Origin of the sequence: Streptomyces sp. TRM49041 (assembly GCF_008271805.1) — a bacterium.
GTDB lineage: Bacteria > Actinomycetota > Actinomycetes > Streptomycetales > Streptomycetaceae > Streptomyces.
Genome location: NZ_VSRY01000144.1, coordinates 13,680 through 35,416, shown reverse-complemented (window position 1 = coordinate 35,416; position 21,737 = coordinate 13,680). Strand labels below are relative to the sequence as shown.

The window sequence follows — 21,737 nt, the reverse complement described above, 5'->3', positions numbered from 1 at the left end:
CATTGACCCGACTTGTCCGGTACACGGCAGGGGAGGTGCCCGCGTCCTTCGCGCATGCAAGCTAGAGATTCACGACGGCGAACTCAAGGGCGAGGCCGTCACGGCCCCGCAACAGCGCAGGGCCCCGGCCGCTTCTCAGCAGCCGGGGCCCTTCACGAACTGGGACGCGTCTCACGAACCTGCGGGCACGGAGTCGGTCGCCTCCGTCCACAGATCCTGCTCGGCGCGATCCGCCTGGATCTGGCGGTACACGAGGAGCCCGCCGATGGCGGCCAGTGCGACCAGGAGAAGCTTCTTCACCGCGCGACCTCGTCTTTCGTTGACGTAGGGGACCTTATGGCGCCCGACTATACACACCAACCGATATCAATCGGTGACCTACGTCCGGACGACAGTACGACACCGTCCCGACGCCCCACTACGACCCCACCAGGACCCCACTCCGGGCCCTCACTCCGGGCCCTCACCCGCACCCGCCCACCCAGGGAACAACGCCGAAGGCCCCGGTCTCTCGACCGGGGCCTTCAGTTTCTGTGGGGCTAACAGGATTTGAACCTGTGGCCTCATCCTTATCAGGGATGCGCTCTAACCAACTGAGCTATAGCCCCTCCGCGCTGCGCGCTGACCTCTGAAGATTAGCGCACAGGACGGCTCCTGCCCAAATCGCTATTCGTCCTCGGCGAGCGTCAGCTCCACGCCGCCCACGAAACCCGCCGCCAGGTTGTAGATGAAGGCGCCGAGCGTCGCCAGCGCCGTGGCGAGCACCACATCGATGACCGCGATCACCGAGGTGAAGACCAGCACGCGGGGCAGCGACAGGAAGGCCTGGAGGTCGAACCCGTTGCTGTCGGTGGAGCCGGTCGCGTCGCTGATCGTCGCGCCGACCGTCGAGAAGACGCCCATCGCGTCCATGACCATCCACAGCACCGCGGCCGCGACCACCGTGCAGATGCCCAGCGCGATGGAGAGCAGGAAGCTCACCTTCATCACCGACCACGGGTCGGCCTTGGCCACCCGCAGCCGCGCCTTGCGCGTACGCGGCGTGGTCTTGGCGCCCGTACGCGGCCGGCGTACCCCGGCGGCGCCCTGAGCGCCGCCGAGGGTGCCACCCGCGGAACCACCGCCCTGGGTGCCGCCCGCCGCGTACGCCTGCGGCGGGTGGTACGGCTGTGCCGCCTGCTGAGCGGCGGACGGCCGCTCGGCAGGCAGCGGGCCGTCGTCGTACATGTCGTAGGGGGGCTTCGGCCCCCGGGTGTCGGTCACCGCAACCCCCTGGGAGTCCGTGGCTGGGCCACGGGCACCGTTCGCTCCTGAAGCTGAAGCGGCCGAGCCGGCCGATCCGGCGCCCGTGGCTCCGCTCACGCTTTACTCCTCGTGCTCCCCGGCCGAGGACTCCGTGCCCTCGGCTGCCTCGACCGCCGCGCCGGTTCCGGCGGCGGACTCGGTCTCTTCCGCGTCCGTGACCGCGCCCTCCGCCGCCAGGGTCTCCTCGACCTCTTCGGCTTCACGCCCGGCCTCGGCGTTCCGTGCGATACCTACGACGGCATCGCGCTTGCCCAGGTTGATCAGCTGCACACCCATGGTGTCACGGCCGGTCTCCCTCACTTCGTTGACTCGCGTACGGATCACACCGCCGGACAGCGTGATGGCGAGGATCTCGTCGCTCTCCTCCACCACCAGCGCGCCGACGAGCGAGCCGCGGTCCTCCACGATCTTCGCAGCCTTGATACCGAGGCCGCCACGCCCCTGGACGCGGTATTCGTCGACGGCCGTCCGCTTGGCGTACCCGCCGTCCGTCGCGGTGAACACGAACGTACCGGGCCGGACGACGTTCATCGAGAGCAGTTCGTCGCCTTCGCGGAAACTCATGCCCTTGACGCCGGAGGTGGCACGGCCCATCGGTCGCAGCGCGTCGTCCGTCGCCGTGAACCGGATGGACTGCGCCTTCCTGCTGATGAGCAGCAGGTCGTCCTCGGCGGAGACCAGCTCGGCGCCGATCAGCTCGTCGTCGCTGCCGTCCGCCGTCTCCCGGAGGTTGATCGCGATGACACCGCCGGAGCGGGGCGAGTCGTAGTCCTTGAGCGGGGTCTTCTTCACCAGACCGGCCTTGGTGGCCAGGACCAGGTACGGAGCCGCCTCGTAGTCGCGGACCGCGAGGATCTCGGCGATCTTCTCGTCCGGCTGGAAGGCCAGCAGGTTGGCGACGTGCTGACCGCGCGCCTCCCGGCCGGCGTCCGGCAGCTCGTACGCCTTGGCCCGGTAGACCCGGCCCTTGTTGGTGAAGAACAGCAGCCAGTGGTGCGTGGTGGAGACGAAGAAGTGGTCGACGATGTCGTCTTCCTTCAGCTTCGTCCCGCGCACACCCTTGCCACCGCGCTTCTGCGAGCGGTAGTCGACGGTCTTCGTACGCTTCACATAGCCGCCACGCGTGATGGTGACGACGATGTCCTCCTCGGCGATCAGGTCCTCGATGGACATGTCACCGTCGAAGGGCACCAGCTGGGACCGGCGGTCGTCGCCGAACTTCTCCACCAGCTGCGCCAGCTCCTCGCTGACGATCTGCCGCTGGCGGGACTCGGAGGCCAGGATCTGGTTGTAGTCGGTGATCTTCGCCTGGAGCTCGTCGTGCTCCGAGACGATCTTCTGGCGCTCCAGGGCGGCGAGGCGGCGCAGCTGCATCTCGAGGATGGCGTTGGCCTGGATCTCGTCGATCTCGAGGAGCCCCATCAGGCCCTCACGCGCGACATCGACGGTGTCGCTGCGCCGGATGAGGGCGATGACCTCGTCGATCGCGTCGAGCGCCTTGAGCAGACCGCGCAGGATGTGCGCCCGCTCCTCGGCCTTCCGCAGCCGGAACCGCGTACGGCGGACGATGACCTCGATCTGGTGCGTCACCCAGTGGCGGATGAACGCGTCCAACGAGAGCGTGCGCGGCACACCGTCGACCAGCGCGAGCATGTTCGCGCCGAAGTTCGTCTGAAGGTCGGTGTGCTTGTAGAGGTTGTTGAGGACGACCTTGGCGACCGCGTCCCGCTTGAGGACGATGACGAGCCGCTGGCCGGTCCGCGAGGACGTCTCGTCCCGTACGTCCGCGATGCCGCCGATCTTGCCGTCCTTCACCAGGTCGGCGATCTTCTGCGCGAGGTTGTCCGGGTTGACCTGGTACGGCAGCTCGGTGACGACCAGGCACTGGCGGTTCTGGATCTCCTCGACCTCGACGACCGCGCGCATCGTGATGGAGCCGCGGCCGGTGCGGTACGCCTCCTCGATGCCCTTGCGGCCGACGACGAGGGCGCCGGTCGGGAAGTCGGGGCCCTTGATGCGCTCGATCAGCGCGTCGAGCAGCTCCTCGTGGGAGGCGTCCGGGTGCTCCAGCGCCCACTGGGCGCCGGACGCGACCTCGCGGAGGTTGTGCGGCGGGATGTTGGTCGCCATGCCGACCGCGATGCCCGCGGAGCCGTTGACCAGGAGGTTCGGGAAGCGGGACGGCAGGACCGTCGGCTCCTGGTTACGGCCGTCGTAGTTGTCCTGGAAGTCGACGGTCTCCTCGTCGATGTCCCGGAGCATCTCCATCGACAGCGGCGCCATCTTGCACTCGGTGTACCGCATGGCGGCCGCCGGGTCGTTGCCCGGGGAGCCGAAGTTGCCGTTGGAGTCCACCAGCGGCATCCGCATCGACCACGGCTGGGCGAGGCGGACCAGCGCGTCGTAAATGGAGGAGTCGCCGTGCGGGTGGTACGTGCCCATGACGTCGCCGACGACGCGGGCACACTTGTAGAAGCCCTTCTCGGGCCGGTACCCGCCGTCGTACATGGCGTACAGGACGCGCCGGTGGACGGGCTTGAGGCCGTCCCGGACGTCGGGCAGCGCACGCGACACGATGACGGACATCGCGTAGTCGAGGTACGAGCGCTGCATCTCGGTCTCGAGCCCGACGGGCTCGATGCGGAGCTGGGCGCCCTCTTCGGCCGCGACCTCGGTCGCGGCCTCGGTGGTGGAGGGGATGTTCTCGTCGGCCATTGCCGGTCATCAATCCTTTCGTACGGTCAGCTGAGACCGACTCAGATGTCGAGGAAGCGGACGTCCTTGGCGTTGCGCTGGATGAAGGAGCGCCGTGCCTCGACGTCCTCGCCCATCAGCACCGAGAACAGGTCGTCCGCCTGCGCCGCGTCGTCCAGGGTGACCTGGCCGAGGACGCGGTGCTCGACGTCCATGGTGGTGACGCGCAGCTCCTCGGCGTTCATCTCGCCGAGCCCCTTGAAGCGCTGGATCGAGTCCTCGCGGACGCGCTTGCCGTTCTGCTTGCCCAGCTCGATCAGCGCGTCGCGCTCGCGGTCCGAGTACGCGTACTCGAAGTCGTCCCGGCCCCACTTGATCTTGTAGAGCGGAGGCCGCGACAGGAAGACATGGCCCGCCTCGACCAGCGGCCGCATGAAGCGGAACAGGAACGTCAGCAGCAGCGTGTTGATGTGCTGGCCGTCGACGTCGGCGTCCGCCATGAGGATGATCTTGTGATACCGGAGCTTCTCGATGTCGAAGTCCTCGTGGACCCCGGTACCGAAGGCCGAGATCAGCGCCTGGACCTCGGTGTTCTGCAGGATCTTGTCGATCCGGGCCTTCTCGACGTTCAGGATCTTGCCGCGGATCGGCAGGATGGCCTGGTACATCGGGTTACGGCCGGACTTCGCGGAGCCGCCGGCGGAGTCACCCTCGACGATGAAGATCTCGCACTTGGTCGGGTCGTTCGACTGGCAGTCGGAGAGCTTGCCCGGCAGGGAGGCCGACTCGAGCAGGCCCTTCCGGCGCGTCAGATCCCGCGCCTTACGGGCGGCCACGCGCGCGGTGGCGGCCTGGATGCCCTTGCGGATGATGTCCGCGGCCTCGTTCGGGTTGCGGTCGAACCAGTCGGAGAGGTGCTCGTGGACGACCTTCTGCACGAAGGTCTTCGCCTCCGTGTTGCCCAGCTTGGTCTTCGTCTGGCCCTCGAACTGGGGCTCGCCCAGCTTGACCGAGATGATCGCGGTCAGACCCTCGCGGATGTCCTCACCGGTGAGGTTGTCGTCCTTCTCGCGCAGCAGCTTCTTGTCGCGCGCGTAGCGGTTGACGAGACCGGTGAGCGCGGCGCGGAAGCCCTCCTCGTGCGTACCACCCTCATGTGTGTGGATGGTGTTCGCGAAGGAGTACACACCCTCGGTGTACTGCGAGTTCCACTGCATGGCGATCTCGACCGAGAGCATCCGCTCCTTGTCCTCCGACTCCACGGAGATCACGGTCGGGTGGATCAGGTCGCCCTTGCGGGAGTTGAGGTACTTGACGAAGTCGACGATGCCGCCTTCGTAGTGGTACGTCACCGTGCGCGCCGGCGCCTCCTCGGCCGTCTCGGCGGCGTCGGGGTCGTCGGCGTTCATCGTCGCCTTGGCGGACTCGCGCTCGTCGGTGAGCGTCAGGGTGAGGCCCTTGTTGAGGAAGGCCATCTCCTGGAAGCGCCGCGAGAGCGTCTCGAAGGAGTACTCGGTGGTCTCGAAGACGTCGGGGTCGGCCCAGAACGTCACCGCCGTCCCGGACTCCTCCACCCGCTCGTGCTTGGCGAGCGGCGCGGTGGGGACACCGAGCTTGTAGTCCTGCGTCCAGCGGTACCCGTCGCGGTTGATCTCCACGGAGAGCCGGGACGACAGGGCGTTGACGACGGATACACCGACACCGTGCAGACCACCGGAGACGGAGTAACCGCCGCCGCCGAACTTGCCGCCCGCGTGCAGCACGGTCAGGACGACCTCGACGGCCGGCTTCTTCTCGACGGGGTGGACATCGACGGGGATACCGCGGCCGTTGTCCACGACGCGCACGCCGCCGTCGGCCAGGATCGTCACGTCGATGGTGTCCGCGTGGCCGGCCAGGGCCTCGTCGACGGAGTTGTCGACGACCTCGTACACCAGGTGGTGGAGTCCACGCTCACCGGTCGAGCCGATGTACATGCCCGGCCGCTTGCGGACCGCGTCCAGACCCTCGAGGACGGTGATCGCGCTGGCGTCGTACGCCGGGGAACCCGGCGCCAGGATCTCGCGGCTCTCGCCGGCGGCAGTGGACGGAATGTTCTCGTTGGGGTTGCCGGAATCGGCCACGAAGCGCCCTTTCTGGCACAGCGCGAGCCACTTCTCGGGGGCCCCGGGAGTGGCTGCGTCGTTCGACATGTTCCGCAGTGGGCGGGATTACCTACCAGTCTACCGGTAGCGCTGACACTCATGGGGGTTTGCCGGTACCTGAGTCCGCATGTGCCGCCCTGAACCGGCGCCGAACGACTCCCCATATCCGGGAAGGGGGCTCAAGAGGCTCACACGGGCACTCAGCGCTTCGGCCTGTCAACCACCCGCTACCGCCGTGCACACATCAGGAACCCCCGGCGCACCGGGCGGCGGAAAATCCCTCCAGAACCCCATACGCAGCAGGTCACGCCGCGGTTCACAGGAGTGCGACGCGGGCGCTGATCGCGGGAGGTGCGGCGACGGCGGCGCCGCACGCGGGGCGTCGGGGTCCGTCGGCGCGGTGGTGGGTGGTGGGTGGTGGGTGGTGGTGGGGCGGTGGTGGGGGGGTCGGTACTCCGGGGCCGGGGCCCGAGGACTGGCGCACCCCCGGTTCCGCGAGGCGCGGGCTGTGGAGATCCCCCTCAGCCGTACGTGTCCCCCGGCCCCCGGCTCCCAGGGGCTCGCAGCGGCCCGTACCCCCGCCTCGGGGCACCCGGCCCCAGTACTCGGATGACCCGCACCGTGCCGTGCCCGAGGTCCTCGTTCAGCCGCGCCACCAGCCGCGGCGCCAGCAGCCGCAGCTGGGTCGCCCACACCGTGGAGTCGCACTGCACCGTGAGCACCCGCTCGTCCGGGTCCTCGTCGTACCGCAGCGGCACGCAGTGCTTCGCCAGATCCTCCCCGACGATCTGCGGCCACCGTCCCATCACCCCGCCGACCGCCGCGGGCGCCTCCCACCCGCGCTCGGTGATCAGCCGGTTGATCGCCGCGCCCAGTGGCAGCGGATCACGGCCGTCGGCACGCGCGCCCGAGCGCAGCCCACCACCCCGCCGCGCCTGCTTCTTCTGCTGCGCCGCGGCGCCGCGTGCCTTCGCCTGCTCCTTCGCGGCGCGCAGCGCGACCCGCGCCAGGTCGATCCCGGAGGGTTCGGGCGCGGGCGTCCGCGGTTCCGGCTGTTGTGGTGCCGGCTGCTGTGTGGGCAGCTGCTGGGGAAACGGCTGCCGGGGCTGGATGCTCATACGCGCTCCACCGCCCCGTCCGACACCGCGTACCGCGCCCCGGCCAGCACTCCGGGCACGTCGTCGTCGACGGCCGCCGTCACCAGCACCTGCTCGCCGGGCGCGACCAGCTCGGCGAGCCGTTCCCGGCGGCGGGCGTCCAGCTCCGCGAAGACGTCGTCGAGGACGAGCACCGGCTCGTTGCCCTCGGCGCGCAGCAGATCGTACGAGGCGAGCCGCAGCGCGAGCGCGTACGACCAGGACTCGCCGTGGCTCGCGTACCCCTTCGCCGGCATCGGCCCCAGCTTCAGCCCGAGGTCGTCGCGGTGGGGTCCGACGAGCGTGACGCCCCGCTCGATCTCCTGCTTGCGGACTTCGGCGAGCGCCCCGAGCAGCTGCTCACGCAGCTCCTCCCGCCCTGCCGGCAGCTGGTCGTCACCGCCCGCCGAGCCGCGGTACTCCAGGGTGACGGGGCCACCGCCGGGGGCGAGCTGCTCGTACGCCTTGACGGCCAGCGGCTGGAGCGTGGCGACGAGGTCGAGCCGCTGGGCCAGAAGCTCGGCACCGGTGTGCGCGAGGTGCTGGTCCCACACGTCGAGGGTGGAGAGGTCCATGGCGCGGCCACCGTGCCGCCGCGCCATGGCGGCGGTCTTCAGCAGGGTGTTGCGCTGCTTGAGCACCCGGTCGTAGTCGGACCGCACTCCCGCCATCCGCGGTGAGCGCGCGGTGATCAGCTCGTCGAGGAACCGCCGCCGCTCGCCGGGGTCGCCCTTCACCAGCGCCAGGTCCTCGGGCGCGAAGAGCACGGTCCGTATGATCCCCAGCACGTCACGCGGTCTGACCTGCGAGGATCTATTGATGCGGGCGCGGTTGGCCTTACCCGGGTTGAGCTCCAGCTCGACGAGCTGCCGGCGCTCTCCCTGCCGTACGGCGGCGCGGACGACGGCCCGCTCGGCGCCGACCCGGACGAGGGGCGCGTCGGACGACACCCGGTGGCTGCCGAGCGTCGCGAGATACCCGACGGCCTCGACGAGGTTCGTCTTGCCCTGCCCGTTGGCGCCCACGAACACGCTGACGCCCGGGTCGAGCGGAACCTCTACCCGGGCGTACGAGCGGAAGTCGGCCAGCGACAGATGCGTGACGTGCATGGTGTGCGCGGACCTCTTCCGGTGCTGCGTGTTACTTGGACTCGACCGCGTGACCGCCGAACTGGTTGCGGAGGGCGGCGATCATCTTCATCTGCGGGGAGTCGTCCTGACGCGACGCGAACCGCGCGAACAGCGACGCGGTGATCGCGGGCAGCGGCACCGCGTTGTCGATGGCGGCCTCGACCGTCCAGCGGCCCTCGCCGGAGTCCGAGGCGTAGCCCCGCAGCTTGCCGAGGTGCTCGTCCTCGTCGAGGGCGCGGACGGCCAGGTCCAGCAGCCAGGAGCGGATGACCGTGCCCTCCTGCCAGGACCGGAAGACCTCGCGGACGTCGGTGACGGAGTCCACGGCCTCCAGCAGCTCCCAGCCCTCGGCGAAGGCCTGCATCATCGCGTACTCGATGCCGTTGTGGACCATCTTCGCGAAGTGACCGGCGCCGACCTTGCCCGCGTGGACGGAGCCGAACTCGCCTTCCGGCTTCAGCGCGTCGAAGACCGGCTGGACCTTCGCGACGTGCTCGGCGTCGCCGCCGTACATCAGCGCGTAGCCGTTCTCCAGACCCCACACACCGCCGGAGACGCCGCAGTCGACGAAGCCGATGCCCTTGGCGGCGAGCTCCTCGGCGTGCTTCTCGTCGTCCGTCCAGCGGGAGTTGCCGCCGTCGACGACCACGTCGCCGGGGGACAGCAGCTCGCCCAGCTGGTCGATCGTGGACTGCGTCGCTTCACCGGCCGGGACCATGACCCACACGACGCGCGGGCCCTTCAGCTTGCCCACAAGTTCTTCGAGGCTGTGGACATCGGCGAGGTCCGCGTTGCGGTCGTACCCGACGACGGTGTGACCCGCGCGGCGGATGCGCTCGCGCATGTTGCCGCCCATCTTGCCGAGGCCGATGAGACCGAGCTCCATCAGATCTTCCTTACGCGTTGTGTGCGAGTTCGTACCCGTGTCCGAGACTACGCCCGGACACGGGTGCACACCTGTGGGGTCGGCCGCTCAGTCAGCCAGTCAGCCGCTGAGCCGGACCGGCATGATCAGGTACTTGTACGCCTCGTCCGCCTCCGCGTCCACGGCGGGCTTGCCGCTGAGCAGCGCGGGCTTGGTGGACGTGGTGAAGGACAGCTGGGCGACCGGGGAGTCGATGGCGCTCAGGCCGTCCAGCAGGAACGTCGGGTTGAAGGCGATCGAGATGTCGTCGCCCTCCAGCTGGGCGTCCACACGCTCCACAGCCTGTGCGTCGTCGCTCGAGCCGGCCTCCAGGATGAGCACGCCCTGCTCGAAGCTGAGCCGCACCGGCGTGTTCCGCTCGGCCACCAGCGCCACACGCTTCACGGCCTCGACGAACGGCGCCGTCTCGATCGTCGCCACCGAGTTGAACTCGGTCGGGAAGAGCGTGCGGTACTTCGGCAGGTCGCCTTCGAGCAGCCGGGTCGTCGTTCGCCGCCCCGCGCCCTCGAAACCGATCAGGCCCTCGCCCGCCCCGGAGCCGGACAGCGCCAGCGTCACCGTGTCACCGCTGGTCAGCGCCTTGGCGGTGTCCAGCAGCGTCTTGGCGGGCACCAGGGCGACGGCCGAGGCGTCCGAGGACTCCGGCTTCCACAGGAACTCGCGCACCGCGAAGCGGTAACGGTCGGTCGAGGCCAGCGTGACCTTGTCGCCCTCGATCTCAATGCGTACGCCGGTGAGCACGGGCAGCGTGTCGTCGCGGCCCGCGGCGATGGCGACCTGGGCGGCGGCGGAGGCGAAGACCTCGCCGGGGACGGTGCCGGTCGCGGTCGGCATCTGCGGCAGCGCCGGATACTCCTCGACCGGCAGGGTGTGGAGCGTGAAACGCGACGAGCCGCAGACCACCGTCGCCCGTACACCGTCTGTGGAAATCTCCACCGGCCGGTTGGGGAGTGCGCGGCAGATGTCCGCGAGCAGCCGGCCGGACACCAGGACCGTGCCGTCCTCCTCCACCTCGGCCTCGACCGAGACCCGCGCGGAGACCTCGTAGTCGAAGCTGGAGAAGCTCAGCGCACCGTCCTCGGCCTTCAGCAGAAGGCCCGCGAGCACGGGCGCGGGCGGACGGGCCGGGAGGCTACGGGCCACCCAGGCCACCGCCTCCGCGAGTACATCGCGCTCCACCCGGATCTTCACCGTAAGCCGCCTCCTGCTGTTGCCTGGCTCGCCCTGCTGGCCTTCCTCGTCCGGCATCCGGTTCCTCCGCCGCCGCAGCGGCAGGACGGGTGGATGCCGGGGACCAGTCTGACGCACGCCACCGACACTCGGTGCGGCTCGGGGTCAAGTCGCGTCGAGCCGCGGCCGGAGTGCCGAGGCCGAGTTGTGCACAGGGCCCACTTCGAGCCGGATTCCTCGCTAACTCTGTGTGGGAGTAGTAGTAGGGCTTGTGGAAACCGTGGATAACGCCATCCGCGCAGGTCACAGCCCATTTTTTGTCCACCGCGCCTGTGGGCGGAGGCCGTGGACAAGTGGCCTCCGCTGTGGACGCGGGAAAGTTCTGCACACCCGATGCACAGGCCGGGCGGACTTCTCCCCAGTGCTGTCCCCAGCTTTACCCAGGTTCCCCACAGCCGAACCCAGCCCCTTGATGTGACCGCTTTCACTCATGCCGGTGAGCGGGGGTGTTTTGTTGCCGAACAGTGGACAGCGGTGTGGAGAAGCTGTGGACCATGGGAGCTTCCCTGTGGGTCGCCGGTGGACAACCTTGATCACAGGTTGTGGGCCGACTCTGTGTCCACAGGCTGTGGAGGGCGCTCAGTCACAATTCCACACCCCTCCGACCTGCGGGGACAATGCTGCCCCCGCCTCCTCTGTGGACAAGATCCGGAAAACTTCACAGTCCCCAAGCTGTGGACGGAAGATCCTTCCCACATCTGTGGAGAACGGCGCAACCGGCGACGGTATTCGAACACCGCCGCACCGCCCCTGGAGCGCGCACCGGGTGTGGACGGCTCCGGCGGAACGGCGAAGGGCGCCCCGGGACCCTGTCCCAGGACGCCCTCGCGGCGTCGTGGCCCGCCGTCAGCCGTTCTTGATGCGGTTGGTGAGCTCCGTGACCTGGTTGTAGATGGAGCGCCGCTCCGCCATGAGCGCACGGATCTTCCGGTCGGCGTGCATCACCGTCGTATGGTCCCGCCCGCCGAACTGGGCGCCGATCTTGGGCAGCGACAGGTCCGTCAGCTCCCGGCACAGGTACATGGCGATCTGGCGGGCCGTCACCAGCACCCGGCTCCGCGACGAGCCGCACAGGTCCTCGACCGTCAGCCCGAAGTAGTCCGCGGTGGCCGCCATGATCGCGCCGGCCGTGATCTCCGGAGCCGAGTCCTCGCCACCGGGAATCAGATCCTTCAGGACACTCTCCGTGAGGACCAGGTCCACCGGCTGCCGGTTGAGGCTCGCGAACGCCGTCACCCGGATCAGCGCGCCCTCCAGCTCACGGATGTTCCGCGAGATACGGGAGGCGATGAACTCCAGGACCTCCGGTGGGGCGTTGAGCTGTTCCTGCACCGCCTTCTTGCGGAGGATCGCGATCCGCGTCTCCAGCTCCGGCGGCTGCACATCGGTCGTGAGCCCCCACTCGAAGCGGTTGCGCAGCCGGTCCTCCAGCGTCACCAGCTGCTTGGGCGGCCGGTCCGAGGACAGCACGATCTGCTTGTTCGCGTTGTGGAGCGTGTTGAAGGTGTGGAAGAACTCCTCCTGCGTCGACTCCTTGCTCGCCAGGAACTGGATGTCGTCGACGAGCAGGATGTCCACATCGCGGTACCGCTTGCGGAAGGTGTCGCCCTTGCCGTCGCGGATCGAGTTGATGAACTCGTTGGTGAACTCCTCGGAGCTCACGTAACGCACCCGGGTGCCCGGGTAGAGGTTGCGCGCGTAGTGCCCGATGGCATGGAGAAGATGCGTTTTGCCGAGGCCGGACTCCCCGTAGATGAAGAGAGGGTTGTACGCCTTGGCCGGCGCCTCGGCGACCGCGACGGCGGCCGCGTGCGCGAAGCGGTTCGACGAGCCGATGACGAAGGTGTCGAAGAGGTACTTCGGGTTCAGCCGCGCGTGCTGCTCCCCGGGACCGCCGGCGCCGCCGGGCCCCGCGCCCGTCCCGGCCGAGCCGCCCATGGATCCAGGGCCCGCCATGGAGCCGGGGCCGCCCATACCGCCTCGGGCGCCAGGTCCGCCAGGTCCGCCAGGTCCGCCCGTTGGGCCGCCGTGGCCGCCGGGCCCGCCGTGCCGGTGCTGACCCTGCGGCTCGGGAAGGTCCCGCCGCTCCGCGCGCTGTGCGTCGTACGCGCTGCGCTCGTTCCCCTGCGGGCCGCCGTAGTCGTGGTGCGGCTGCTGCGGGCGGGCCGTCGCGTACGGGTCGCGGTCCTGGAAGCCGCCGAGGCGCGGCTGCTGCCAGGACAGGTCCTCCTGGGTGCGCGGCCAGGCGCCCGGCTCCGGGCGCTGCTGCTGGTAGTCGGGGTAGGCGGGGCGCACGGTCGGCAGCCCGTCGTCGGCCATGGGCCGCCCGTACCCGTCGTACGGCTCGCCCTGACCGCGGTCGTCGTAGCGGGACTGCGAGGGCTGCTGCCGCTCCGGGGCCGGCGGCGGGCCGGACTGGTCGCCCACGGAGTCGTCGACGGTGATCGCGATCCGGATGGGACGGCCGCACTCACGGCTGAGCGTGTCGCTGATCAGCGGGGCGAGCCGGCCTTCCAGGACGCGCTTCCCCCACTCGTTGGGCACGGCGAGGAGTGCAGTGTCGGCCACCAGCGCGAGCGGCTGGCATCGCTCGATCCACTGCTTGTCCTTCGGCTCGATGCCCTGCTGCCCCTCACCCAGGAGCTGCTCCAGCACTCGTGGCCACACTGCGGCAAGATCAGCAGGTACATCAGCCACGGGGCACGCTCTCTCACGGGTCCCACGAAGATGTGTTTCTGGGACGGGATGGAAGGACAGGCAGGAAACGAATCCGAGTTCAGTCACGGTAGTCGTGGCGGCTCGCGCGGTTCAAGTTGTTGTCCACAGCCTGTGTATAGCGGGCCTCGGTGTGGTGCTGGTTTGACCGGATGGCGTAGCCGCGCGTACCGTAACCAGGTCGAGTTGTCGATGGCTGCTGCCGCCTGCCTCCGATGGGCAAAGATCACTTTTAGTGGTCGTGTAGCGGTGCACTCGGGCGTATTGCGAGCTACTCGTGGGCGCACGGTGACAGCCAAGCGATGCCCCGCCACCCCACGAATCATTTCTGGAGCCCCCGAGTGAGCAAGCGCACCTTCCAGCCGAACAACCGTCGTCGTGCCAAGACCCACGGCTTCCGCCTGCGCATGCGTACGCGTGCCGGTCGCGCCATCCTGGCGACCCGCCGCAGCAAGGGTCGCGCCCGCCTGTCCGCCTGATCGCGGCCAGGTCATGACGTGCTGCCTTCCGAGAATCGGCTGAGGCGGCGCGAGGACTTCGCGACCGCGGTACGGCGAGGCCGCCGGGCAGGCCGTCCGAACCTCGTCGTCCATCTACGCAGCGGTGCAACGGACCCGCACGCGCCTGGGGAGAGCGCTCCCCCGACGCGTGCGGGTTTCGTCGTCAGCAAGGCCGTCGGCGGGGCAGTCGTCCGTAACCAGGTGAAGCGCAGACTGCGGCACCTGATGCGGGAGCGGCTGGCCGCTCTGCCCCCCGGTAGCCTGGTTGTAGTACGAGCGCTGCCCGGAGCGGGTGACGCCGACCATGCACAGTTGGCCCGAGACCTGGACGCCGCCCTGCAGCGGCTACTGGGAGGGGGCGCGCGATGAAGTACCCGCTGCTGGCCCTGATCAAGATCTACCAGTGGACGATCAGCCCACTGCTGGGCCCTGTCTGCAGGTACTACCCATCGTGTTCCCACTACGGATACACGGCCATCGACCGGCACGGCGCCATCAAGGGCACGGCCCTCACCGCCTGGCGCATCCTGCGCTGCAACCCGTGGTCGCCCGGCGGCGTGGACCATGTGCCGCCGCGTAAGCGCCCCCGCTGGCACGAAATGCTCCGCGCGTGGCTGCGCGGAAGCAAGGGCGGGCACTCCGCCGAGGCGAGCCCGGCCGCAGAGACCTCGCCCAATGCTCAAGGAGCCTGATTAGTGGACACGATTGGAAATCTGTTCAGCTTCATCACCGGACCTGTCTCGTGGATCATCGTCCAGTTCCACAAGCTGTACGGAGCGATCTTCGGGCCTGACACGGGCTGGGCCTGGGGTCTGTCCATCGTGTCCCTGGTGATCGTCATCCGTATCTGCCTGATCCCGCTTTTCGTGAAGCAGATCAAGTCGATGCGGAACATGCAGGCGCTCCAGCCGAAGATGAAGGCCATCCAGGAGCGCTACAAGAGCGACCGGCAGCGCCAGTCCGAAGAGATGATGAAGCTGTACAAGGAGACGGGCACCAACCCGCTCTCCTCGTGCCTGCCCATCCTTCTGCAGTCGCCGTTCTTCTTCGCGCTCTACCACGTCCTCAGCAAGATCGCCTCCGGCGACACGATCGGCAGCCTCAACCAGAGCCTGGTCGACAGCGCGCGTGAGGCCCATATCTTCGGTGCCCCGATCGCCGCCAAGTTCATGGACGACCCGGCCAAGGTCGAGGCCCTGAACGCGTCCCTGACCGACGTCCGCGTCGTCACCGCGATCATGATCGTTCTGATGTCGGCGTCCCAGTTCTTCACGCAGCGCCAGCTGATGCAGAAGAACGTCGACCTGACGGTGAAGACCCCGTACATGCAGCAGCAGAAGATGCTCATGTACATCTTCCCGGTCATCTTCGCCGTGATGGGTATCAACTTCCCGGTCGGTGTCCTCATCTACTGGCTGACCACCAACGTGTGGACCATGGGCCAGCAGATGTACGTGATCAGCCAGAACCCGACGCCGGGCAGCAAGGCACAGGACCACTACCTGCAGCGGCTTCTGAAGGGCGTCACCCACCACGGTGAGGTGCGCGGCCGCCGCAAGCGGAACGTCGTCCAGGCGATCGTCGCCAAGGGCCCCGACCGCAACGACAACGAGCGCCGCTTCATCAGCGCCCTCGCCAAGGCCGGCTTCACCGCCCAGGTCGACGGCTCGGTGGAGAAGGTCGACCCGGCCGTCGCCGAGGCCGAGGCCGCCGCGGCCCGTCGCCAGCAGCCCAAGCGCCAGACGAAGGCCAAGCGCCAGGCCGCCACCACTACGCAGCCGACCACCGCGAAGCCGTCCCTGGAGAAGAAGGCGGCGCAGCCGAATGCCGAGGCGTCCAAGCAGCCGGGCAAGGCGTCCTCCGGCTCCGCCCGCCAAGCCAAGTCCGGACAGCGCAAGGGCCAGCAGCGGCCCAAGCACCCGTCGTCGAAGAAGTAAGAAGGAGTCCATCCGTGACGGAAGGCACCACGTCCGCCGCCCAGGGTGGCGACACCCTGACCCGCCTGGAGCAGGAAGGCGAGATCGCGGCTGACTACCTCGAGGGTCTGCTCGACATCGCCGACCTCGACGGCGACATCGACATGGACGTCGAGGGGGACCGCGCCGCGGTCTCGATCATCAGCGACTCGGCCGGCCGCGACCTGCAGAAGCTCGTGGGCCGCGACGGTGAGGTGCTGGAGGCGCTGCAGGAGCTGACGCGTCTCGCCGTGCACCGCGAGACCGGCGACCGCAGCCGGCTCATGCTGGACATCGCCGGTTTCCGTGCCAAGAAGCGTGCCGAGCTCACCGAGCTGGGCGCCAAGGCCGCGGACGAGGCGAAGAACACCGGTGAGCCCGTGAAGCTTCAGCCGATGACGCCCTTCGAACGCAAGGTCGTGCACGACGCTGTCGCCGCCGCCGGCCTGCGCAGCGAGTCCGAGGGCGAGGAGCCGCAGCGCTTCGTCGTCGTGCTCCCCGCCTGACCCCCTCGTAGTGTCGGCCCCGTCTGTTCGCAGGCGGGGCCGATCCTTGTCAGCCTGATAGTCAGCCACCACCGCGGTGTGCGGTACGGAAGGACGGTTCCCGTGTCGGAGGCAGAGGAACTTCCCCCTGCGCCTCAGGAGGCGCACACGGTTTTTGGTGAGTTCTTCCCGGAGGCGGTCCGGTACGCGGAGCTGCTCGCGGACGCGGGAGTCAAGCGCGGACTCATCGGCCCTCGTGAGGTGCCGCGGCTGTGGGAGAGGCATCTGCTGAACTGTGCGGTGCTCTCGGAGGTCGTGCCCGAAGGTGTGACCGTCTGCGACGTGGGCTCCGGTGCAGGTCTGCCCGGTATCCCACTGGCTCTGGTGCGTCCCGACCTGAAGATCACCTTGCTGGAGCCCCTGCTGCGTCGGACGAACTTCCTCCAGGAGGTCGTCGAGCTGCTGGGCCTGGATCATGTGACGGTCGTCCGCGGCCGTGCCGAGGAGATGCTGGGGAAGCTCCCCCCTGTCCATGTGGTCACCGCGCGCGCCGTCGCACCGCTGGACCGGCTCGCGGGCTGGGGCGTTCCCCTGCTGCGGCCCTACGGGGAGATGCTGGCGCTGAAGGGGGACACCGCCGAGGAGGAACTCCTGGGCGCCCGGGCGGCCCTCAGCAAACTGGGTGTCGTACAGACCTCGGTGCTGCATGTCGGTGAGGGGGTGGTCGACCCGATGTCGACCGTGGTCCGGGTCGAGGTCGGGGAGAGCCCTGGAGGCGTCAGGTTCGCGGCCAAGCGTGCCAAGGCCGCGAGGACGTCTCGGCGTCGTCGCTGATGTCTCGTTCGATCCTCATACGTGCCTATTTCGGTGTGTCGTGACGTTCTGACCCAGCGGTCCGTGCATCGTGTTTCACGTGAAACGTCGCTCACTGCTGCAGGGAGTCATCAGCCGCGGCCGTGCGGCTGCCACGCCACGACACCGTACGTCCCCCGTCGGGGGCACAGAGTTGTCCACAGAAGTGGATTCCTCCACAGAACCACGGGCCTCGCTGGTTCACGACCCCGAAAGCATGGCAGGCTCTGTTCATCGCGAGCCTGAAGCCGAGGAGAGTGAATCCTTGCGGTCCGACGCCAACATCGCGGGACCGATGACCGACCCGGTCCCCGGTCCCCGCACCGAAACGTCCGGGGACGATGTTTCACGTGAAACACAGCCCCCGCTGGCCGACACCTCCCTCGGGCATGCCACCCCGCTGGCGGCACAGGCTCTGGGCAGGGCCGGTGAAGGTCTCCCCCGGCCCGAGCAGACCCGCATCATGGTCGTCGCCAACCAGAAGGGTGGCGTCGGCAAGACGACCACGACGGTCAACCTCGCGGCTTCGCTGGCGCTGCACGGCGCACGCGTCCTGGTGATCGACCTCGACCCGCAGGGCAATGCCTCCACCGCGCTCGGGATCGAACACCACGCGGAAGTGCCCTCCATCTATGACGTCCTGGTGGACAGCAGGCCGCTCTCTGACGTGGTCCAGCCGGTCCCGGACGTCGAAGGCCTCTTCTGCGCCCCGGCCACCATCGATCTCGCCGGTGCGGAGATCGAACTGGTGTCGCTGGTGGCGCGGGAGAGTCGGCTTCAGCGGGCGATCCAGGCGTACGAGCAGCCGCTGGACTACATCCTCATCGACTGCCCGCCGTCACTCGGCCTGCTCACGGTCAACGCCATGGTGGCCGGCGCCGAGGTACTGATCCCCATCCAGTGCGAGTACTACGCGCTGGAGGGCCTGGGCCAGCTTCTGCGGAACGTGGACCTGGTCCGTGGTCATCTCAACCCGGCCCTGCATGTGTCGACGATCCTGCTCACCATGTACGACGGCCGGACCAGGCTCGCCTCCCAGGTGGCCGACGAGGTGCGCACCCACTTCGGGGGCGAGGTACTGCGGACCAGCATTCCGCGGTCCGTCCGCATCTCGGAGGCACCGAGCTACGGACAGACGGTGCTCACCTACGACCCGGGCTCCAGCGGCGCGCTCTCCTATCTGGAGGCGGCCCGAGAGATGGCCCTTCGGGGGGTCGGCGTCCGCTACGACGCCCAGCACGCCCACATGGGCGGACAGCACCACCAGCACAGTCGGCACAGCACGTCGGAGGGGATCCAGTGAGTGAGAGACGAAGGGGGCTTGGGCGGGGGCTGGGTGCGTTGATCCCCGCCGCTCCGCAGGAGAGGCAGACAGCTTCGGTCGGGACGGCGTCCACCTCGCCGGGAGCGATCCCGGCGCTGGGCGCCGAGCGTGGCGTGGCCGCCGCGAAGGTGGCGACGCTGCCGCAGGGGGCGCCGCCCGGAGACGGCGGCATCCCGCTCCCCGAGCAGGCCGAGCCCGCTCCGGCGACGGAGCTACCGGCCGGCCTGCACTTCGCGGAACTGCCGCTGGACGCCATCACGCCCAACCCGCGCCAGCCGCGTGAGGTCTTCGACGAGGACGCGCTCGCGGAGCTGGTGACCTCCATCAACGAAGTCGGGCTGCTTCAGCCCGTCGTCGTCCGGCAGGTGGCGCCGGAGCGGTACGAGCTCATCATGGGTGAGCGCCGCTGGAGGGCGTGCCGTGAGGCCGGCCTGGAGCGCATCCCGGCCATCGTGCGCGCCACCGAGGACGAGCAGCTTCTGCTGGACGCCCTCCTGGAGAACCTGCACCGAGCGCAGCTGAACCCGCTGGAAGAGGCCGCCGCCTACGACCAGTTGCTGAAGGACTTCAACTGCACGCACGACCAGCTGGCGGACCGCATCGGACGTTCGCGTCCTCAGGTTTCCAACACGCTGCGTCTGCTCAGGCTGTCGCCCCCGGTTCAGCGCAGGGTCGCCGCCGGTGTGCTGTCGGCCGGGCACGCGCGGGCGCTGCTGTCGGTGGACGACCCGGAGGCGCAGGACAAGCTGGCGTACCGCATCGTCGCCGAGGGGCTCTCCGTCCGCGCGGTCGAGGAGATCGTGACGCTGATGGGCTCCGAGCCCCGCAAGGCTGCCAAGGCGAAGGGGCCGCGGGCGGGCGCGCGCGTCTCACCGGCGCTGACCGACCTCGCCACCCGGCTCTCGGACCGCTTCGAGACACGGGTGAAGGTCGACCTCGGTCAGAAGAAGGGAAAGATCGTCGTCGAGTTCGCCTCGATGGAGGACCTGAACCGGATCCTAGGCACCCTCGCTCCGGGGGAGGGACGTGTCCTGGAGACAGGTCTGTCCGAGGCGCTCGGCGAGGACGACGACGAGGGCTGACTCCTACAGGTCGCTGAGCGCCAGAGGGCGGGCTGGTTTCCGGTGGTCCACCGGAGCGCGGTCCGCCCTCTGGCCTTTTCCCGTATGCGAGTCATCACCCGATCGATACGATGCGTTCGGGTATGCGCATTCGCCGCCCGTGGTGCGGCAGACGAAGGAAGTGAGGAACAACCTTCATGGGGCGTCGGCTCGTACCGCTCACGTTGGACAACCTTCCGGACCTCCCCAAGCGCTGCCGTACCTGCGTCTTCTGGGAGCTCGACCCGGTCAGCGGAGAAGCCGCGGTGAAGGCGGGCACGCCGGAGCTGGAGAAGGAGGCATGGATCTCCGCCGTGCTCCTCGACTGGGGCTCATGTGGCCGCGTCGTCTATGTGGACGAAGTCCCGGTGGGCTATGTGCTGTACGCCCCGCCGGCCTATGTGCCGCGCTCCACCGCGTTCCCCACCAGCCCTGTGTCCCCCGATGCCGTCCAGCTGATGACCGCGTGGATCACACCCGGATACCAGGGGCAGGGGCTGGGGCGGGTGATGGTGCAGACCGTGGCGAAGGATCTGCTGCGGCGGGGGTTCAAGGCCGTCGAAGCCTTCGGTGACGCCCGTTGGAAGGAGCCGGCCTGCGTCCTGCCCGCCGACCATCTGCTGGCCGTGGGCTTCAAGACGGTGCGCCCACACCCGAGGTACCCGCGGCTGCGACTCGAACTGCGCAGCACGCTGTCGTGGAAGGAGGACGTCGAGCTGGCGCTGGACCGTCTGCTCGGTGCGGTGCAGAAGGAACCGGCGCTGCGGCCGCTCTGACCACCGGTACGACAACGGCCCACCCCCGAAGGGATGGGCCGTTCGCTGTTTCACGTGAAACAGCGTGTCACGTGAAACCGAGGCGGAGGTTCACGCCTTGGTGGCCTCTTCGCTGATGAAGTCGGCCAGGTCGCGGACGATCGCGGCCTTCGGCTTGGCACCGACGATGGTCTTGGCGACCTCGCCACCCTGGTAGACGTTCAGGGTGGGGATCGACATGACGCCGTACTTCGCGGCCGTGGCCGGGTTCTCGTCGATGTTGAGCTTGACGACCTCGAGCTGGTCGCCGTACTCGTCGGCGATCGCCTTCAGCGACGGGGCGATCTGGCGGCACGGGCCGCACCAGGCAGCCCAGAAGTCCACCAGTACGGGCTTGTCGCTCTTGAGGACGGCCTCCTCGAACGAGGCGTCGGTCACTTCCTTCAGCTCGGCCACTGCGGGCTCCTTCACTGTGCGGGGTGTGGGTGGGGGATCAGCAGGTCAGACCGCGGGGGTCTTCTCCGGCTCGGCCAGTTGCTCCGTGTCGGCGAGCGCGGCGAGGAAGCGCTCGGCGTCCAGCGCGGCGGAGCAGCCCGTACCGGCGGCCGTGATGGCCTGACGGTAGGTGTGGTCGACGACGTCACCGGCGGCGAAAACGCCCGTCAGGTTGGTACGCGTGGACGGCGCGTCCACCTTCAGGTAGCCATCGTCGTCCAGCTCGAGCTGGCCCTTGAAGAGCTCCGTACGCGGGTCGTGGCCGACGGCGATGAACAGGCCGGTCACCGGCAGCTCGGAAGTCTCGCCCGACTTGGTGTTGCGCAGGGTGAGGCCCGTGAGCTTCTGCTCGCCGTGAATGGTCGCGACCTCGCTGTCCCAGGCGAAGGAGATCTTCGGGTCGGCGAAGGCACGCTCCTGCATCGCCTTGGAGGCGCGCAGGGTGTCCCGGCGGTGCACCACCGTGACGGACTTGGCGAAGCGGGAGAGGAAGGTCGCCTCCTCCATCGCGGTGTCGCCGCCGCCGACGACGGCGATGTCCTGGTCCTTGAAGAAGAAGCCGTCGCAGGTGGCGCACCAGGAGACACCACGACCGGAGAGGGCGTCCTCGTTCGGCAGGCCGAGCTTGCGGTGCTGTGAGCCGGTGGTCACGATGACCGCCTTGGCCCGGTACACGGTGCCTGCGGTGTCCGTCACGGTCTTGATGTCACCAGTCAGGTCGACGGCGACGACATCGTCCGGAACCAGCTCGGCGCCGAAGCGCTCGGCCTGGGCCCGCATGTTGTCCATGAGCTCCGGGCCCATGATGCCCTCACGGAACCCGGGGAAGTTCTCCACGTCGGTCGTGTTCATAAGTGCGCCACCGGCGGTGACGGCACCTTCGAAGACCAGCGGCTTCAGCGACGCGCGCGCCGTGTAGAGCGCTGCCGTGTAACCGGCGGGCCCGGAGCCGATGATGATCACGTTTCGGACGTCGCTCACGGGTTTCTTCC

At 68.8% G+C, this 21,737-nt stretch carries 20 protein-coding genes and 1 tRNA gene; 9 read left to right on the top strand and 12 right to left on the bottom strand.

Annotation, left to right across the window (positions count from 1 at the left end; genetic code table 11):
• Nucleotides 1-171 precede the first annotated feature (171 nt).
• The 10 genes from FVS66_RS35515 to dnaA form a co-directional block, all read right to left on the bottom strand.
• Entirely contained in the window at nt 172-300 is a 129-nt protein-coding gene (locus tag FVS66_RS35515; protein WP_010467770.1) for a DLW-39 family protein, read from the bottom strand.
• Between the two features lie 234 nt (nt 301-534).
• Nucleotides 535-608 (bottom strand) — tRNA-Ile (locus tag FVS66_RS19340).
• A gap of 58 nt (nt 609-666) precedes the next feature.
• The gene (locus FVS66_RS19335; protein WP_149182438.1) at nt 667-1,263 is read right to left on the bottom strand and encodes a DUF3566 domain-containing protein; all 597 of its coding nucleotides are present in this window, start codon (nt 1,261-1,263) and stop codon (nt 667-669) included.
• Between the two features lie 102 nt (nt 1,264-1,365).
• On the bottom strand, nt 1,366-4,020 hold the full coding sequence (gene gyrA / locus FVS66_RS19330) for a DNA gyrase subunit A (protein ID WP_149182437.1): 2,655 nt from the start codon (nt 4,018-4,020) through the stop codon (nt 1,366-1,368).
• 41 nt (nt 4,021-4,061) lie between these two features.
• Entirely contained in the window at nt 4,062-6,191 is a 2,130-nt protein-coding gene (gene gyrB / locus FVS66_RS19325) for a DNA topoisomerase (ATP-hydrolyzing) subunit B (RefSeq protein WP_149182436.1), read from the bottom strand.
• Nucleotides 6,192-6,664: 473 nt separating this feature from the next.
• The gene (locus tag FVS66_RS19320; protein WP_262387083.1) at nt 6,665-7,261 is read right to left on the bottom strand and encodes a DUF721 domain-containing protein; all 597 of its coding nucleotides are present in this window, start codon (nt 7,259-7,261) and stop codon (nt 6,665-6,667) included.
• On the bottom strand, nt 7,258-8,388 hold the full coding sequence (gene recF, locus FVS66_RS19315) for a DNA replication/repair protein RecF (RefSeq protein WP_149182435.1): 1,131 nt from the start codon (nt 8,386-8,388) through the stop codon (nt 7,258-7,260). Before recF ends, FVS66_RS19320 begins: the two co-directional genes overlap by 4 nt.
• A 31-nt stretch (nt 8,389-8,419) precedes the next feature.
• Entirely contained in the window at nt 8,420-9,295 is an 876-nt protein-coding gene (gene gnd, locus FVS66_RS19310) for a phosphogluconate dehydrogenase (NAD(+)-dependent, decarboxylating) (protein ID WP_149182434.1), read from the bottom strand.
• A gap of 99 nt (nt 9,296-9,394) precedes the next feature.
• Nucleotides 9,395-10,525, bottom strand: coding sequence for a DNA polymerase III subunit beta (gene dnaN / locus FVS66_RS19305; protein WP_149182495.1), 1,131 nt, complete (start codon nt 10,523-10,525; stop codon nt 9,395-9,397).
• A gap of 885 nt (nt 10,526-11,410) precedes the next feature.
• Nucleotides 11,411-13,261: a chromosomal replication initiator protein DnaA gene (dnaA, locus tag FVS66_RS19295; RefSeq protein ID WP_149182433.1), complete on the bottom strand. Its 1,851-nt coding sequence runs from the start codon at nt 13,259-13,261 to the stop codon at nt 11,411-11,413.
• Nucleotides 13,262-13,620: 359 nt separating this feature from the next.
• On the opposite strand from dnaA, the gene rpmH reads away from it, so the two are divergent.
• The 9 genes from rpmH to FVS66_RS19250 all read left to right on the top strand — a co-directional run bounded on the left by rpmH (nt 13,621) and on the right by FVS66_RS19250 (nt 20,271).
• Complete coding sequence (gene rpmH, locus FVS66_RS19290) at nt 13,621-13,758, top strand: 50S ribosomal protein L34 (RefSeq protein ID WP_003975051.1); 138 nt, start codon at nt 13,621-13,623, stop codon at nt 13,756-13,758.
• 18 nt (nt 13,759-13,776) lie between these two features.
• Nucleotides 13,777-14,148, top strand: a complete 372-nt coding sequence (gene rnpA, locus FVS66_RS19285) for a ribonuclease P protein component (RefSeq protein WP_149182432.1) — start codon at nt 13,777-13,779, stop codon at nt 14,146-14,148.
• Complete coding sequence (gene yidD / locus FVS66_RS19280) at nt 14,145-14,471, top strand: membrane protein insertion efficiency factor YidD (RefSeq protein WP_149182431.1); 327 nt, start codon at nt 14,145-14,147, stop codon at nt 14,469-14,471. Before rnpA ends, yidD begins: the two co-directional genes overlap by 4 nt.
• A 3-nt stretch (nt 14,472-14,474) precedes the next feature.
• Nucleotides 14,475-15,716 carry a membrane protein insertase YidC gene (gene yidC, locus FVS66_RS19275; RefSeq protein WP_149182430.1) on the top strand — a complete coding sequence of 414 codons (1,242 nt, stop codon included), beginning with the start codon at nt 14,475-14,477 and terminating at the stop codon, nt 15,714-15,716.
• 14 nt (nt 15,717-15,730) lie between these two features.
• Entirely contained in the window at nt 15,731-16,240 is a 510-nt protein-coding gene (locus FVS66_RS19270; protein WP_149182429.1) for a R3H domain-containing nucleic acid-binding protein, read from the top strand.
• 78 nt (nt 16,241-16,318) lie between these two features.
• Nucleotides 16,319-17,053, top strand: a complete 735-nt coding sequence (gene rsmG / locus FVS66_RS19265) for a 16S rRNA (guanine(527)-N(7))-methyltransferase RsmG (protein ID WP_399225854.1) — start codon at nt 16,319-16,321, stop codon at nt 17,051-17,053.
• A gap of 235 nt (nt 17,054-17,288) precedes the next feature.
• Nucleotides 17,289-18,374 (top strand): ParA family protein, encoded by a 1,086-nt coding sequence (locus tag FVS66_RS19260; protein ID WP_149182427.1) that lies wholly within the window; start codon nt 17,289-17,291, stop codon nt 18,372-18,374.
• A complete protein-coding gene (locus FVS66_RS19255) occupies nt 18,371-19,477 on the top strand; it encodes a ParB/RepB/Spo0J family partition protein (protein ID WP_149182426.1) in 1,107 nt (368 codons plus the stop codon). The genes FVS66_RS19260 and FVS66_RS19255 overlap by 4 nt, the downstream gene beginning before the upstream one ends.
• Before the next feature lie 176 nt (nt 19,478-19,653).
• Nucleotides 19,654-20,271 (top strand): GNAT family N-acetyltransferase, encoded by a 618-nt coding sequence (locus FVS66_RS19250; protein WP_149182425.1) that lies wholly within the window; start codon nt 19,654-19,656, stop codon nt 20,269-20,271.
• Nucleotides 20,272-20,361: 90 nt separating this feature from the next.
• On the opposite strand, the gene trxA is transcribed toward FVS66_RS19250, so the two are convergent.
• Nucleotides 20,362-20,706: a thioredoxin gene (gene trxA / locus FVS66_RS19245; RefSeq protein ID WP_149182424.1), complete on the bottom strand. Its 345-nt coding sequence runs from the start codon at nt 20,704-20,706 to the stop codon at nt 20,362-20,364.
• A gap of 45 nt (nt 20,707-20,751) precedes the next feature.
• On the bottom strand, nt 20,752-21,726 hold the full coding sequence (trxB, locus tag FVS66_RS19240; protein ID WP_149182423.1) for a thioredoxin-disulfide reductase: 975 nt from the start codon (nt 21,724-21,726) through the stop codon (nt 20,752-20,754).
• Nucleotides 21,727-21,737: the final 11 nt, after the last annotated feature.

What these genes read in the sequence shown, in the direction of transcription:
- gyrA (WP_149182437.1), bottom strand. Translation starts at nt 4,020, where the DNA reads ATGGCCGACGAGAACATCCCCTCCACCACCGAGGCCGCGACCGAGGTC.
- gyrB (WP_149182436.1), bottom strand. Translation starts at nt 6,191, where the DNA reads ATGTCGAACGACGCAGCCACTCCCGGGGCCCCCGAGAAGTGGCTCGCG.
- FVS66_RS19320 (WP_262387083.1), bottom strand. Translation starts at nt 7,261, where the DNA reads ATGAGCATCCAGCCCCGGCAGCCGTTTCCCCAGCAGCTGCCCACACAG.
- recF (WP_149182435.1), bottom strand. Translation starts at nt 8,388, where the DNA reads ATGCACGTCACGCATCTGTCGCTGGCCGACTTCCGCTCGTACGCCCGG.
- gnd (WP_149182434.1), bottom strand. Translation starts at nt 9,295, where the DNA reads ATGGAGCTCGGTCTCATCGGCCTCGGCAAGATGGGCGGCAACATGCGC.
- yidD (WP_149182431.1), top strand. Translation starts at nt 14,145, where the DNA reads ATGAAGTACCCGCTGCTGGCCCTGATCAAGATCTACCAGTGGACGATC.
- FVS66_RS19260 (WP_149182427.1), top strand. Translation starts at nt 17,289, where the DNA reads ATGGCAGGCTCTGTTCATCGCGAGCCTGAAGCCGAGGAGAGTGAATCC.
- FVS66_RS19250 (WP_149182425.1), top strand. Translation starts at nt 19,654, where the DNA reads ATGGGGCGTCGGCTCGTACCGCTCACGTTGGACAACCTTCCGGACCTC.